A 15,360-nucleotide genomic window follows, 5' to 3' on the forward strand; every position below is an offset into this window, starting at 1 on the left:
CTGGGGCCGCAGGAGCGCGGCCATCGGATAGTGGAGAAGCAGATGAGCGTCAACAACCCGCAAACCCGTGAATGGCAGAACCTGAGCGGCGAGCACCACCTGGCACCCTTCAGCGACTACAAGCAGCTGAAGGCGAAGGGGCCGCGCATCATCACCAAGGCCCAGGGTGTGCATTTGTGGGACAGCGAGGGGCACAAGATCCTCGATGGCATGGCCGGCCTGTGGTGCGTGGCGGTTGGCTATGGTCGCGAAGAACTGGTCCAGGCGGCAGAGAAGCAGATGCGCGAGCTGCCGTACTACAACCTGTTCTTCCAGACCGCTCATCCGCCGGCGCTGGAGCTGGCCAAGGCCATCACCGACGTGGCACCCGAAGGCATGAGCCATGTGTTCTTCACCGGCTCCGGCTCTGAAGGCAACGACACCGTGCTGCGCATGGTCCGCCACTACTGGGCGCTCAAGGGCAAGCCGAACAAGCAGACGCTCATCGGCCGGGTCAACGGCTACCACGGCTCCACCGTCGCTGGCGCCAGCCTTGGCGGCATGAGCGGCATGCACGAGCAGGGCGGCCTGCCGATCCCGGGTATCGTGCACATCCCGCAGCCGTACTGGTTCGGTGAGGGCGGCGACATGACCCCGGATGAATTCGGGGTGTGGGCTGCCGAGCAGTTGGAGAAGAAGATTCTGGAAGTCGGCGAGGACAACGTCGCCGCCTTCATCGCCGAGCCGATCCAGGGCGCCGGCGGGGTGATCATTCCGCCGGACACCTACTGGCCGAAGATCAAGGAGATCCTCGCCAAGTACGACATCCTGTTCGTCGCCGACGAAGTGATCTGCGGCTTTGGCCGTACCGGCGAGTGGTTCGGCTCCGATTATTACGATCTCAAGCCTGACCTGATGACCATCGCCAAGGGCCTGACCTCCGGTTACATCCCCATGGGCGGTGTGATCGTGCGTGACAAGGTGGCCAAGGTGCTCAGCGAAGGGGGCGATTTCAACCACGGCTTCACCTACTCCGGCCACCCGGTGGCAGCGGCGGTGGGGCTGGAGAACCTGCGCATCCTGCGTGACGAGAAGATCGTCGAGCGCGCACGCACGGAAGTGGCACCGTACTTGCAAAAACGACTGCGCGAGCTGCAAGACCACCCGCTGGTGGGCGAGGTACGTGGCCTTGGCCTGCTCGGCGCAATCGAATTGGTCAAGGACAAGGCGACCCGCAGCCGTTACGAAGGCAAGGGCGTGGGCATGGTTTGCCGCAACTTCTGTTTCGACAACGGCCTGATCATGCGCGCGGTGGGCGACACCATGATCATCGCGCCGCCACTGGTGATCAGCCATGAAGAAGTGGACGAGCTGGTGGAAAAGGCGCGCAAGTGCCTGGATCTGACCCTGGAAGCGATTCGATAGGCGTTTGCTAGGCTAGCGATGTGACATTAAGTCGTTACAAGGCCCTGCTTTTGTTGAAACAGCGCCTTGTAACTTGCCAGACTAGCGGTTGTTTCAGTCGTCCGGCGCTTGCACCACGGGACCTGGCAGCTGAACAGATGGCTACTAAAAAAATTCTGGAGCATAACGCATGAAGAAAATGGGCAAGACGTTGTTGGCCGCCGCCCTGATGGGTGCCATGGCCACTGCTGTTCACGCTGAAGACAAGGTGCTGAACGTCTACAACTGGTCGGACTACATCGCTCCGGACACCATCGCCAAGTTCGAGAAGCAGACCGGCATCAAGGTCAAGTACGACGTCTTCGACAGCAACGAAACCCTGGAAGCCAAGCTGCTGGCAGGCAAGTCGGGCTACGACATCGTCGTGCCGTCCAACAACTTCCTGGCCAAGCAGATCAAGGCCGGCGTCTACGAGGAGCTCGACCGCTCCAAGCTGCCGAACTGGAAGAACCTCGACGAAGACCTGCTCAAGGCCGTTGGCGACGCCAGCGACAAAGGCAACAAGTACGCCTTCCCGTACATGTGGGGCTCCATTGGCATCGGCTACAACCCGGCCAAGGTCAAGGCCGCGCTGGGCGTGGACAAGATCGATTCGTGGGACGCCGTGTTCAAGCCCGAGAACATCGCCAAGCTCAAGAGCTGCGGCGTGAGCTTCCTCGATGCACCGACCGAAATGCTTCCTGCCGCGCTGCATTACCTGGGCAAGCCGACCGACAGCACCACCAAGGAAGACCTCAAGGCGGCCGAGGACCTGTTCCTGAAGATCCGTCCTTCGATCACCTACTTCCACTCCTCCAAGTACATCGGCGACCTGGCCAACGGCAACATCTGCGTGGCCGTCGGCTACTCGGGCGACCTGGAGCAGTCCAAGGCCCGCGCCCACGAAGCCGGCGACAAGGTCAAGCTGGACTACATCATTCCGAAAGAAGGCGCTGGCACCTTCTACGACATGGTCGCCATCCCGAAAGATGCCGAGCATAAAGATGCTGCCTACCAGTTCATGAACTTCCTGCTGCAACCGGAAGTCATGGCCGAGATCACCAACGCCGTGCGCTTCCCGAACGGTAACAAGGCCGCGACCCAGTTCGTCGACAAGGACATCACCAGCGACCCGAGCATCTATCCGCCAGCGGAAGTGAAGAAGCATCTGTACGCGATCGCCGCCCCTGAAGCGGCCGCCCAGCGTTTGATCACCCGTAGCTGGACCAAGATCAAGTCGGGCAAGTAAGCCCTGTGCGGGGCTCTCTGGGCCGGGGTTTTCCGGCCCAGGGGGCATAAACCTCGATTGTTGATTGCGACATCCCAGCCACGCAGGTAAGTTGCGCGCCGGTTTTGCGTGTACGGCTGCTCCCAGCCGCCACCGAAGGCTCTGATTGTGAGGACCAACCACTTGTCTATTTCTGTATTGCGCAAGGCCATGATGGCTGGAGCAGGTCTGACGCTGGCCTGCAGCGTTCAAGCGGCGCCCACGGTGCACTTCTACAACTGGTCCGACTATGTCGGCCCGACCACGCTCGCGGACTTCGAGAAAGAGACGGGCATCAAGCCCGTGCAGGATGTCTTCGACTCCAACGAAACCCTGGAAGGCAAGCTGCTGGCCGGTAACACCGGCTATGACGTGGTGGTGCCGTCCAACCATTTCCTCGGCAAGCAGATCAAGGCGGGCGCGTTCCAGAAGCTCGACAAGCATCTGCTGCCCAATTATTCCAACCTGGACCCAGCGCTGATGAAGCGCCTGGAAAAGAACGATCCGGGCAACCAGTACGCCGTGCCTTACCTGTGGGGCACCAACGGCATCGGCTACAACGTCGACAAGGTCAAGGCCACGCTGGGCGTGGACAAGATCGACTCCTGGGCGGTGCTGTTCGAACCCGAGAACATGAAGAAGCTCTCCAAGTGCGGTGTGGCCTTCCTCGACTCGGCGGACGAGATGCTCCCGGCGGTGCTCAACTACATGGGGCTCAACCCCAACAGCACCGATCCCAAGGATTACGCCAAGGCCGAGAAGAAGCTGCTGGCGGTACGTCCGTACGTGACCTACTTCCACTCGTCCAAGTACATCACCGACCTTGCCAATGGCGACATCTGCGTCGCGGCAGGCTTCTCCGGCGATGTCTTCCAGGCCAAGGCCCGTGCTGAAGAAGCCAAGAAGGGCGTGAACCTGGCCTACGCCATTCCCAAGGAAGGCGGCAACCTCTGGTTCGACGTGCTGGCGATTCCCAAGGACGCCAAGAACGTGAAAGAGGCCCACGCCTTCATCAACTATTTGCTGAAACCTGAGGTTATCGCCCAGGTCAGTGATTACGTCGGTTATGCCAACCCCAACCCCAAGGCTGGCGACCTGATGGACCAGGCTGTGAGAACTGACGCCGCGGTTTACCCACCGCAGGAAGTGCTGGACAAGATGTTCGTCAACGCGGAGTTGCCCCCCAAGGTGCAACGTCTGATGACCCGCAGCTGGACCAAGGTCAAGTCGGGCAAGTAAAAATCCAGACCCGACGTGGCCCTGCACGCAGGCCGCTCGGGCACAAAAATCTTGTTGGGAGTTTCACTCATGGCAGTTGCCTCCGGTGCCTATAAGAAAGCCCTCGAGGGTGACCAGCAGCCCAAGCAGGTGCTGGTCAAGATCGACCGGGTCACGAAGAAGTTCGACGAAACCATCGCCGTGGACGATGTGTCCCTGGAAATCCGCAAGGGCGAGATCTTCGCCCTGCTGGGCGGCTCCGGTTCCGGCAAGTCCACCTTGCTGCGGATGCTCGCAGGCTTCGAGCGCCCGACCGAAGGTCGGATCTTCCTCGATGGTGTCGACATCACCGACATGCCGCCCTACGAGCGGCCGATCAACATGATGTTCCAGTCTTACGCGCTGTTCCCGCACATGACCGTGGCGCAGAACATCGCCTTCGGCCTGCAGCAGGACAAGATGCCCAAGGCCGACATCGAAGCCCGCGTGGCCGAGATGCTCAAGCTGGTGCACATGACCCAGTACGCCAAGCGCAAGCCGCACCAGCTCTCCGGTGGTCAGCGTCAGCGTGTGGCCCTGGCCCGCTCGCTGGCCAAGCGTCCGAAACTGCTGCTGCTCGACGAGCCGATGGGCGCGCTGGACAAGAAACTGCGTTCGCAGATGCAGCTAGAGCTGGTCGAGATCATCGAGCGGGTCGGTGTGACCTGCGTGATGGTGACCCACGACCAGGAAGAGGCCATGACCATGGCCCAGCGCATCGCCATCATGCACCTGGGCTGGATCGCCCAGATCGGCTCGCCTGTGGATATCTACGAGACGCCAACCAGCCGCCTGGTGTGCGAGTTCATCGGCAACGTCAACCTGTTCGAAGGTGAAGTGATCGACGACGCCGAAGGCCACGCGCTGATCGCCTCGCCGGAGCTCGAGCGCAAGATCTACGTCGGCCACGGTGTCACCACCTCGGTTGAGGACAAGCACATCACCTACGCGCTGCGTCCCGAGAAGTTGCTGGTGACGACGACGCAACCCGATTTCGAGCACAACTGGTCGCGCGGCAAGGTCCACGACATCGCCTACCTGGGCGGTCACTCGGTGTTCTACGTCGAGCTGCCGAGCGGCAAGATCGTCCAGTCGTTCGTCGCCAACGCCGAACGCCAGGGCGCGCGCCCGACCTGGGGCGATGAAGTCTACGTGTGGTGGGAAGACGACAGCGGCGTGGTACTGCGCTCATGAAACCGCGAAAGCTCAAACGAGCCCTCCAGCGCATCATCCCCGAGGGACGCCATCTGGTGATCGGCGTGCCGTTCATCTGGCTGTTCCTGTTCTTCATGCTGCCGTTCTTCATCGTGCTGAAGATCAGCTTCGCCGAAGCCGACGTGGCGATCCCGCCTTACACGGAGATCTACACCTACGTCGAGGACAAGATCCAACTGGTGCTGAACCTGGCCAACTACGGCCTGCTCACCGAAGATGACCTGTACATCTCGGCCTACCTGGGCTCGCTCAAGGTCGCCTTCTTCAGCACCCTGCTGTGCCTGCTGATCGGCTACCCGATGGCCTACGCCATCTCCAAGGCCGAGAAAGAGATGCAGACGGTCCTGTTGCTGCTGATCATGATGCCGACCTGGACCGCGATCCTGATCCGCGTCTATGCCTGGATGGGCATCCTCAGCAACAACGGGCTGCTCAACAGCTTCCTGCTGTGGACCGGGCTGATCGACCAGCCGCTGCAGATCCTCAACACCAACCTGGCGGTGTATATCGGCGTGGTCTATTCGTACCTGCCATTCATGATCCTGCCGCTGTACGCGAACCTGGTGAAGCATGATCAGAGCCTGCTGGAAGCCGCGAGCGACCTGGGCTCGAGCACCTTCAACAGCTTCTGGAAGATCACCGTGCCGCTGTCGAAGAACGGCATCATCGCCGGTTGCATGCTGGTGTTCATCCCGGTGGTGGGCGAGTTCGTGATCCCTGAACTGCTCGGCGGTCCGGAAACCCTGATGATCGGTAAAGTGCTGTGGCAGGAATTCTTCAACAACCGTGACTGGCCGGTGGCATCCGCGCTGGCAGTGGTGATGCTGGCGATCCTGATCGTGCCGATCCTGCTGTTCAACCGCAGCCAGGCCAAAGAGATGGAGGGTCGGGCATGAAGCGCTTCAGTTTCTCCAAGCTGATGCTGGTGCTCGGCTTGCTGTTCATCTACCTGCCGATGCTGATCCTGGTGATCTACTCGTTCAACGCCTCGAAGCTGGTGACGGTGTGGGGCGGCTGGTCGGTGAAGTGGTACGTCGGCCTGCTCGACAACACCCAGCTGATGGGTTCGGTGATGCGCTCGCTGGAGATCGCCTGCTATACGGCGGTGGCTGCGGTCGCGCTGGGCACCCTGGCGGCCTTCGTGCTGACCCGGGTCACCCGCTTCAAGGGCCGCACGCTGTTCGGTGGCCTGGTCACCGCGCCGCTGGTGATGCCCGAGGTGATCACCGGTCTGTCGCTGTTGCTGCTGTTCGTGGCCATGGCGCAGATGATCGGCTGGCCGCAGGAGCGTGGCGTCGTCACCATCTGGATCGCCCACACCACCTTCTGTGCCGCGTATGTGGCGGTGGTGGTGTCGGCTCGCCTGCGCGAGCTGGACCTGTCGATCGAGGAAGCGGCGATGGACCTGGGTGCCAAGCCGTGGAAGGTGTTCTTCCTGATCACCATCCCGATGATCGCGCCTTCTCTGGCAGCAGGCGGCATGATGTCGTTCGCCCTGTCGCTGGATGACCTGGTGCTGGCCAGCTTCGTGTCCGGCCCTGGCTCGACCACCTTGCCGATGGAAGTGTTCTCGGCCGTGCGCCTGGGCGTGAAGCCTGAGATCAACGCCGTGGCCAGCCTGATCCTGCTGTCGGTGTCGTTGGTGACCTTCCTGGTCTGGTACTTCAGCCGCCGCGCCGAAGAGCGCCGCCGCCGGGCGATCCAGCAGGCCATCGAGGAAGGTGCTGCAGCGAACGTCGGGCAGCCGCAGGTGCGGCGTCCGGCTCCGGCTGCTGCGTCGGCCTGACGGCCCTTTCGCGGGCAAGCCCGCTCCCACAAGGATGGTGCAACGTGCACTGAACCTGTAGGAGCGGGCTTGCCCGCGAAGGCTTCACCACCGATTCAAAGCCAGACCGCATCCCAATGCGGATACTCCCGCACACTGCTGACCAGCCCTGCTCTCAGTGGATTGGCGATGATGTATCTGGCTGCCTGCACCACTTCCTCCTCCTTGCGCAAAGCGGCATCGTGATACCCCGGTTGCCAGACGGGTACATGCCTCACTCCGGCCTTGCGCAGGGTGATGGCGCTGCGCGACTTGAACCTGCGCATCAAACTCCCAAGCGTCACCCCCCTCAACTCGATCAACCAGTGCAGATGGTCCGGCATCAGCACCCAGGCCAGCGTGCGGCTGGCGTTTTCCTGATCTGACAGGCGTAGCTGTTTCACCACCAGCCGGGCGCTGCGCAGGTCGTGGAACAGGGGTTGTCGTTCGTGGGTGACAGTGGTCAGCAGGTAGCACCTGCCAGGCTCTGAGCAGCGGCCGCGGCGCAGGCGGGGAGAGTGGGCCAGGGGCATCGAATTTCCTCCGTGAAATTGACCTTTGGAGGTTAGCGGTGCTGTTCCGACCTTGGCGCCAGTCATGGTTTCCGGATTTTGCAGTGGCCTCTTCGCGGGCAAGCCCGCTCCTACAGGCACCACAACTCTCTGTAGGAGCGGGCTTGCCCGCGAAAAGGCCACCGCCAATCCAAAGCCGACCCCACCAGTACCGATTATTGAACCCTGAACTACGCTGACAGTCGCATCCCACGAATCATTTGCGCGCAAGCAAGGAGCCTGCATGACGTTTACGCGTCCGCTGTTGGTCGTTTGCCTGGGGTTGTTGGCAGTGCTGTCAGGCTGCAAGGAACAGGCGTCCAGCCCTGAACTGCCACGCGTCGGCGTGGCACGGGTCGAACCTACCGATTTCGCCGCCAACGTCACCCTTACCGGTGATGTGCAGGCGCGCGTACAGACCGACCTTTCATTTCGCGTGGGCGGCAAGATCATCGCCCGCAGCGTCGACGTGGGCGACCACGTCAAGGCCAACCAGGTGCTGGCGCGCCTGGACCCGAAAGACCTGCAGAACAATGTCGACTCGGCCAAGGCCGAGGTGTTCGCCGAGCAGGCGAGGGTCACCCAGACCCGCGCCGCCTTCGTGCGTCAGCAGAAACTGTTGCCCAAGGGCTACACCAGCCAGAGTGAATACGACTCGGCTGAAGCTGCCCTGCGCAGCAGCCAGAGCGCGCTCAAGGCGGCCCAGGCACAACTGGCCAATGCCCGCGAGCAATTGAGCTACACCGACCTGGTGTCCGAGGCGGACGGCGTGATCACCGCGCGCCAGGCCGAGGTCGGCCAGGTGGTGCAGGCGACCATGCCGATCTTCAGCCTGGCCACCGACGGCGATCGTGATGCCGTCTTCAACGTCTATGAGTCGCTGCTGGTGTCGCCACCCAGTGACGAGGGGGTGATCGTCCGGCTTGTGGATAACCCCAAGGTGCAGGCCGAAGGACGGGTTCGCGAAATCACCCCGACGGTGTCTGCCGAGAGCGGTACGGTGCAGGTCAAGGTGGCGCTGCGTAACGTGCCGGCTGCCATGCAGTTGGGCTCGCCGGTAACCGCCACGGCTCACGCACAGGGACGCCCAAGCATCGAATTGCCCTGGTCGGCGCTGACCAAGGCGCTGCATGAGCCGGCGGTGTGGGTGGTGGGCGAGGGCGATAAGGTCGAACTGCGCAAGGTTCAGGTGGCGCGTTATCTCACCGGGCGCATCGTCATCAGCGACGGCGTGAAAAGCGGCGAAACCGTTGTGGTCAGTGGCGGCCAGTTGCTGCATCCGGGCATGCAGGTGCAGAAAGTCGACGCCAAGAGCCCCGGAGGTGAGCCATGAAGCCCTTGCTGGTGTTACTTGCCGCAGCAGCCCTGCTGCCCGGTTGCAAGGGTGATGAGCCGGCGCCCGAGCCCGTACGGCCGGTGCTCTCGACCCTGGTCGAGCCGCAGACGCAGTCGCAGCTCGGTCGTTTTGCCGGCACCATCCAGGCCCGCTTTGAAAGCACCCTGGGCTTCCGAGTGTCCGGGCGCATTGCGCGGCGCTGGGTGGACGTGGGCGCGCAGGTGAAACCGGGCGACACCCTGGCCACTCTCGATCCCACCGACCAACAGAACCAGCTGCGCGCCGCCGAAGGCGACCTGGCGCGAGTCCAGGCGCAATGGATCAACGCCCAGGCCAATGCCCGTCGCCAGCAGCAGTTGTATGACCGCGGCGTCGGCGCCCAGGCCCAGCTGGACATCGCCCAGACCGACCTGAAGACCACCGGCGCCTCGCTCGAACAGGCGCGTTCGGCGCTCAGCCAGGCACGCGACCAGCTCGGCTACAGCACGCTCAAGGCCGACCATGGCGCCGTGGTCACGGCCTGGCGCGCCGAAGCCGGGCAGACGGTCAGTGCCGGCCAGGAAGTGGTCACGCTGGCGCGCCCGGACGTCAAGGAGGCGGTGATTGATCTGCCGATCCCAGTCGCCGAGCAGTTGACCCCGTCGCTGGTGTTCACCGTGGCATCGCAACTGGAGCCGGCCATCAGCACCACCGCCACGCTGCGCGAGCTTGAGCCGCAGGCCGATGCTGCCACCCGCACCCGACGTGCGCGGCTAAGCCTGGCCAGTACGCCGCAGGCGTTCCACCTCGGCACCGCCATCAGCGTCACGCTCAGCTCGGCGATCGCGCCGCGCACCGAGCTGCCGGCTACCGCCCTGCTGGAGCGAGACGGCAAGACCCAGGTCTGGGTGGTCGATCCGCAGCACAAGACCGTGGCCACCCGTGAGGTCACACTCGTGGAGCGCAGCGAACGGCGCGTCGTGCTGGGCGCCGGTGTGCAGCCGGGCGAACGGGTGGTGACGGCGGGTGTGAACAGCCTGAAGCCGGGCCAGCAGGTCAAATTCGACGAGGACGCACGATGAAAGGAAGCTTCAACCTGTCGGACTGGGCCCTGAAGCACCAGTCCTTCGTGTGGTACCTGATGTTCGTCGCCTTGCTGATGGGCGTGTTCTCCTACATGAACCTGGGCCGGGAAGAAGACCCGTCCTTCACCATCAAGACCATGGTGATCCAGACCCGCTGGCCCGGTGCGACCCAGGACGAAACCCTGTACCAGGTGACCGACCGGATCGAGAAGAAGCTCGAGGAACTGGACTCGCTCGACTACGTCAAGAGCTACACCCGGCCCGGCGAGTCGACGGTTTTCGTCTACCTGCGCGATACCACCAAGGCCGAGGATATCCCGCAGATCTGGTACCAGGTGCGCAAGAAGATCCAGGACATCCGCGGTGAATTCCCCCAGGGCCTGCAAGGGCCGGGTTTCAACGACGAGTTCGGTGATGTGTTCGGCTCGATCTACGCCTTCACCACCGATGGCCTGGACCTGCGCCAGTTGCGCGATTACGTCGAGCAGGTGCGCGCCGAAGTGCGCGAGGTGCCGAATATCGGCAAGGTCGAAACCATCGGCGTGCAGGATGAAGTGCTGTACCTGAACTTCTCCACCCGCAAGCTGGCGGCACTGGGCATCGACCAGCGCCAGGTGATGCAGGCGCTGCAATCGCAGAATGCGGTGACTCCGGCCGGGGTGATCGAAGCCGGGCCAGAGCGCATCTCGGTGCGCACCACCGGCCAGTTCGCCTCGGAGAAGGACCTGCAGGTGGTCAACCTGAGAATCAACGACCGGTTCTTCCGCCTGGCCGACATCGCCGATATCGAGCGCGGTTTCCAGGAGCCGCCCGCCCCCATGTTCCGCTACAACGGCCAGTCGGCCATCGGCCTGGCGATCGGCATGAAGAAGGGTGGCAACATCCAGGAGTTCGGCAAGGCACTGCGCGACAAGATGGACAGCATCACCGTTGAGCTACCGGTGGGTGTGGGTGTGCATACCGTGTCGAACCAGGCCGTGGTGGTCGAGGACGCCGTGGGCGGCTTCACCAGTGCGCTGTTCGAGGCGGTGATCATCGTGCTGGTGGTCAGTTTCATCAGCCTGGGCATACGCGCAGGCCTGGTGGTGGCCTGTTCGATCCCGCTGGTGCTGGCGATGGTTTTCGTGTTCATGGAGTACAGCGGCATCACCATGCAGCGCATCTCGCTGGGTGCATTGATCATCGCCCTGGGCCTGCTGGTCGACGATGCAATGATCACCGTAGAGATGATGGTCACGCGCCTGGAGATGGGCGAGAGCAAGAACGACGCGGCGACCTATGCCTATACCTCGACGGCATTCCCGATGCTCACCGGCACCTTGGTCACCGTTGCCGGCTTCGTGCCCATCGGCCTGAACGCCAGCTCTGCGGGCGAATACACCTTCACCCTGTTCGCGGTGATCGCGGTGGCGCTGCTGGTGTCGTGGGTGGTGGCGGTGTTCTTCGCGCCGGTGCTGGGCGTGCATATCCTCAGCAGCAAGGTCAAACCCCATGATGGGGAACCCGGCCGCATCGGCCGCGCCTTCGAAAGCGGCTTGCTGTGGTGCATGCGCAACCGCTGGCTGACCATCGTTGGCACCGTGGTGCTGTTCGCCCTGGCGGTGTTGAGCATGCGGTTCGTGCAGAACCAGTTCTTCCCGTCTTCGGATCGCCCGGAGATCCTGCTGGAACTGAACCTGCCGCAGAACGCGTCGATCCAGGAAACCCGCCGTGCGGTTGATCGCCTGGAAGCCACCCTCAAGGACGATCCGGACATCGACCACTGGAGCACCTATATCGGCCAGGGCGCGGTGCGTTTCTACCTTCCGCTCGACCAGCAGCTGCAGAACCCGTACTACGCGCAACTGGTCATCGTCAGCAAGGGGCTGGAGCAGCGCAACACGTTGATTCCCAAGCTGCAGGAGCGGCTGCGCAATGATTTCGTCGGCATCGGCACCAATGTGCAATCGCTGGAGATGGGCCCGCCAGTGGGGCGTCCGATCCAGTACCGGGTCAGCGGCAAGGATATCGACCAGGTGCGCAAGCACGCCATCGACCTTGCGACCTTGCTCGACCAGAACCCCAACATTGGCGAGATGATGTACGACTGGAACGAGCCCGGCAAAGTCCTGCGGGTCGAGATCGCCCAGGACAAGGCGCGCCAACTGGGCCTGTCGTCCGAAGACGTCGCCAACGTGATGAACAGCATCGTCACCGGTGCACCGGTGACCCAGGTCAACGACCAGATCTACCTGGTGGACGTGGTCGCGCGCGCCAAGGACAGTGAGCGCGGCTCGCCCGATACCCTGCAGAACCTGCAGATCGTCAGCCCCAGCGGCACCTCGATCCCCTTGCTGTCGTTCGCCACGGTGCGCTACGAGCTCGAACAGCCATTGGTTTGGCGGCGTGACCGCAAGCCGACGATCACCATAAAGGCATCGGTCAACGGCGAGATCCAGCCCACCGACCTTGTGGCCCAGCTCAAGCCGAAGATCGAAGAGTTCGCCGCTTCGCTGCCGGCCGGTTACGAAGTAGCCACCGGCGGCACCGTGGAGGAGAGCGGCAAGGCGCAGGGGCCGATTGCTCAGGTGATTCCGCTGATGCTGTTCCTGATGGCGACCTTCCTGATGATCCAGTTGCACAGCGTGCAGAAGCTGTTCCTGGTGGTCAGCGTCGCGCCGCTGGGGCTGATCGGCGTGGTGCTGGCGCTGGTGCCGACGGGAACGCCCATGGGCTTTGTTGCGATCCTCGGGATTCTTGCGCTGATCGGCATCATCATCCGCAACTCGGTGATCCTGGTGACCCAGATCGACGAATTCGAGGCCCAGGGCTACTCACCTTGGGACGCGGTGGTCGAGGCTACCAACCATCGGCGTCGGCCGATCCTGCTCACGGCCGCAGCGGCCAGCCTGGGGATGATCCCCATCGCCCGCGAGGTGTTCTGGGGCCCGATGGCCTACGCCATGATCGGCGGGATCATCAGCGCAACGCTGCTGACCTTGCTGTTCCTGCCGGCGCTGTACGTGGCCTGGTACAAGATCCGCGAGCCGCAGGCGCATAACTGAAGCTTCAACTTCCTGTAGGAGCGGGCTTGCCCGCGAATGCAACAGTGGCCGCACCACAGCATTCGCGGGCAAGCCCGCTCCCACAGTCACCCGCTTACCTGCTCAGCAATTCAGTTATATAAACATTCTTAAACAGTATTTTTAAGAATATCCCGCCCTCACTAAGATTGCCCTCAAGCCAGGCGCAATCCCCTTCTTCTGCCCGGCACCCTTACTCAATGGAGAACGAGCATGAGTGCATCTCTGCGTAGCATCGACGGTCAGGACGAAGCCACCATTCTGCGTGAAATCCAGAGCGCGCTGCGCGACCTGCGCTTCGGTGCAGTGGAGATCACCGTGCACAACGCTCAGGTCGTGCAGATCGAGCGCAAGGAGAAATTCCGCCTGCAGCAGCCCGGCAACAAGTCCGGCTGATCCGACACATCCAACTAGAAAAAATGCCAATCGGGAGCTTCACCATGTCCATCCGCCGTTATGCGCTCGCCGCTCTGGCCAGTGCCGTTTTTGCCGGTTCCGCCATCGCCAAGGATTACGAACTGCTCAACGTGTCCTATGACCCGACCCGTGAGCTGTACCAGCAGTACAACGCCGAATTCATCAAGCACTGGCAGCAGGCGCACCCGGACGACAAGGTGAAGATCCAGCAATCCCACGGTGGCTCGGGCAAGCAGGGCCGCGCGGTGATCGACGGCCTGCGCGCCGACGTGGTGACCCTGGCCCTGGCTGGCGACATCGACGAGATCGCCAAGCTCGGCAAGACCCTGCCGGACAACTGGCAGACCCGTCTGCCGGACGCCAGCACCCCCTACACCTCGACCATCGTGTTCCTGGTGCGCAAGGGCAACCCGAAAGGCATCAAGGACTGGGGTGACCTGGTCAAGAAAGACGTCTCGGTCATCACCCCCAACCCGAAAACCTCCGGCGGCGCCCGCTGGAACTTCCTCGCCGCCTGGGCCTATGGCCTGAAATCCGGTGGCAGCGAAGCCAAGGCCAAAGAGTACGTGCAGGAGCTGTTCAAGCACGTACCGGTGCTGGACACCGGCGCTCGCGGCTCGACCATCACCTTCGTCAACAACGGCCAGGGCGACGTCCTGCTGGCCTGGGAAAACGAAGCCTTCCTGGCGCTGAAGGAAGACGGCGGCAGCGACAAGTTCGAGATCGTCGTGCCTTCGCTGTCGATCCTCGCCGAGCCGCCAGTGGCGGTGGTCGACAAGAACGCCGAGAAGAAGGGCAACACCGAGATCGCCACCGAATACCTGAAATACCTGTACAGCCCTGCTGGCCAGAAGATCGCTGCAGAAAACTTCTACCGTCCGCGTGACGAGAAAGTCGCCGCCGAATTCGCCAAGCAGTTCCCGAAACTTGACCTGGTGACTATCGACAAGGACTTCGGTGGCTGGAAAACTGCGCAGCCGAAGTTCTTCAACGACGGCGGTGTGTTCGACCAGATCTACCAGGCGCAGTAAAGGCCAAGGAAAAAGCGGGGCCGCAAATCAGCCCCAGGATTTCAGAAGTTTGCACCGGCCCGGAATCTGTTCCGGGCCAAGTGCGTTCAACCAGGGATATTTATGTCACGTCGCATCTCCCCCGTCATACCCGGCTTCGGGCTGACGCTGGGCTACACCTTGGTGTATCTCAGCCTGATCGTGCTGATACCGCTGGCGGCCATGTTCATTCATGCCTCGCAGCTGACCTGGGAGCAGTTCTGGAACATCATCAGTGCACCGCGGGTCATCGCGGCGCTCAAGCTGAGTTTCGGTACCGCCCTGTTCGCCGCCATCATCAATGGCGTGATCGGCACCCTGCTGGCCTGGGTCCTGGTGCGTTACACCTTCCCCGGGCGCAAGATCATCGATGCGATGATCGACCTGCCGTTCGCCCTGCCCACCGCCGTCGCCGGTATCGCCCTGACTGCCCTGTACGCACCTGCGGGCTGGGTCGGCCAGTTCGCCACCGACCTGGGCTTCAAGATCGCCTACACCCCGCTGGGCATCACCCTGGCCCTGACCTTCGTCACGCTGCCGTTCGTGGTGCGCACGGTGCAGCCAGTGCTGGCGGACATCCCGCGTGAGGTCGAGGAGGCCGCCGCCTGCCTGGGTGCCAAGCCGTTGCAGGTGTTCCGCCATGTGCTGGCGCCGGCACTGCTGCCGGCCTGGCTGACCGGCTTCGCCCTGGCATTCGCCCGGGGTGTTGGCGAGTACGGTTCGGTGATCTTCATCGCCGGCAACATGCCGATGAAGACCGAGATCCTGCCGCTGCTGATCATGGTCAAGCTCGACCAGTACGACTACACCGGCGCCACCGCCATCGGCGTGCTGATGCTGGTGGTTTCCTTCATTCTGCTGCTGCTGATCAACCTGCTTCAGCGGCGCATCGAAACCCCTTGAAGGAGGCCCGGTC

General features: G+C 62.6%; 13 protein-coding genes. 12 read left to right on the plus strand and 1 reads right to left on the minus strand.

Translation table 11 applies throughout. From position 1 onward, the window contains the following. Nucleotides 1-42: 42 nt before the first annotated feature. From HU748_RS21835 to HU748_RS21860, 6 genes are all read left to right on the plus strand, one after another. Nucleotides 43-1,404: an aspartate aminotransferase family protein gene (locus HU748_RS21835; RefSeq protein ID WP_186665477.1), complete on the plus strand. Its 1,362-nt coding sequence runs from the start codon at nt 43-45 to the stop codon at nt 1,402-1,404. Between the two features lie 169 nt (nt 1,405-1,573). Further along, entirely contained in the window at nt 1,574-2,671 is a 1,098-nt protein-coding gene (locus HU748_RS21840) for a polyamine ABC transporter substrate-binding protein (RefSeq protein WP_186665478.1), read from the plus strand. Nucleotides 2,672-2,833: 162 nt separating this feature from the next. Beyond that, nucleotides 2,834-3,928 carry a polyamine ABC transporter substrate-binding protein gene (locus HU748_RS21845; protein WP_063541738.1) on the plus strand — a complete coding sequence of 365 codons (1,095 nt, stop codon included), beginning with the start codon at nt 2,834-2,836 and terminating at the stop codon, nt 3,926-3,928. A 69-nt stretch (nt 3,929-3,997) separates the two neighbouring features. Further along, entirely contained in the window at nt 3,998-5,140 is a 1,143-nt protein-coding gene (potA, locus tag HU748_RS21850; RefSeq protein ID WP_054894983.1) for a polyamine ABC transporter ATP-binding protein, read from the plus strand. A 35-nt stretch (nt 5,141-5,175) separates the two neighbouring features. Further along, nucleotides 5,176-6,057: an ABC transporter permease subunit gene (locus tag HU748_RS21855; protein ID WP_172964842.1), complete on the plus strand. Its 882-nt coding sequence runs from the start codon at nt 5,176-5,178 to the stop codon at nt 6,055-6,057. Then, nucleotides 6,054-6,947: an ABC transporter permease subunit gene (locus tag HU748_RS21860; protein ID WP_186665480.1), complete on the plus strand. Its 894-nt coding sequence runs from the start codon at nt 6,054-6,056 to the stop codon at nt 6,945-6,947. Before HU748_RS21855 ends, HU748_RS21860 begins: the two co-directional genes overlap by 4 nt. A 95-nt stretch (nt 6,948-7,042) precedes the next feature. Here the strand turns inward: HU748_RS21860 and HU748_RS21865 are convergent, their stop codons facing one another. After that, a complete protein-coding gene (locus HU748_RS21865; RefSeq protein WP_186711037.1) occupies nt 7,043-7,498 on the minus strand; it encodes a transposase in 456 nt (151 codons plus the stop codon). A 262-nt stretch (nt 7,499-7,760) separates the two neighbouring features. On the opposite strand from HU748_RS21865, the gene HU748_RS21870 reads away from it, so the two are divergent. The 6 genes from HU748_RS21870 (at nt 7,761) to cysT (ending at nt 15,347) form a co-directional block, all read left to right on the plus strand. Continuing rightward, nucleotides 7,761-8,849: an efflux RND transporter periplasmic adaptor subunit gene (locus tag HU748_RS21870; RefSeq protein ID WP_186665484.1), complete on the plus strand. Its 1,089-nt coding sequence runs from the start codon at nt 7,761-7,763 to the stop codon at nt 8,847-8,849. Next, the gene (locus tag HU748_RS21875; RefSeq protein WP_186665486.1) at nt 8,846-9,913 is read left to right on the plus strand and encodes an efflux RND transporter periplasmic adaptor subunit; all 1,068 of its coding nucleotides are present in this window, start codon (nt 8,846-8,848) and stop codon (nt 9,911-9,913) included. The genes HU748_RS21870 and HU748_RS21875 overlap by 4 nt, the downstream gene beginning before the upstream one ends. Beyond that, the gene (locus HU748_RS21880; protein WP_186711039.1) at nt 9,910-12,960 is read left to right on the plus strand and encodes an efflux RND transporter permease subunit; all 3,051 of its coding nucleotides are present in this window, start codon (nt 9,910-9,912) and stop codon (nt 12,958-12,960) included. The genes HU748_RS21875 and HU748_RS21880 overlap by 4 nt, the downstream gene beginning before the upstream one ends. A gap of 231 nt (nt 12,961-13,191) precedes the next feature. Continuing rightward, a complete protein-coding gene (gene oscA, locus HU748_RS21885; RefSeq protein ID WP_016489716.1) occupies nt 13,192-13,374 on the plus strand; it encodes a sulfur starvation response protein OscA in 183 nt (60 codons plus the stop codon). A gap of 44 nt (nt 13,375-13,418) precedes the next feature. Beyond that, nucleotides 13,419-14,426, plus strand: a complete 1,008-nt coding sequence (locus HU748_RS21890; RefSeq protein WP_186665490.1) for a sulfate ABC transporter substrate-binding protein — start codon at nt 13,419-13,421, stop codon at nt 14,424-14,426. Nucleotides 14,427-14,528: 102 nt separating this feature from the next. Then, on the plus strand, nt 14,529-15,347 hold the full coding sequence (cysT, locus tag HU748_RS21895) for a sulfate ABC transporter permease subunit CysT (RefSeq protein ID WP_186665492.1): 819 nt from the start codon (nt 14,529-14,531) through the stop codon (nt 15,345-15,347). The last annotated feature ends 13 nt before the right edge of the window (nt 15,348-15,360 follow it).

It is taken from the genome of Pseudomonas sp. RW3S2, assembly GCF_014268955.1.
GTDB lineage: Bacteria > Pseudomonadota > Gammaproteobacteria > Pseudomonadales > Pseudomonadaceae > Aquipseudomonas > Aquipseudomonas wayambapalatensis.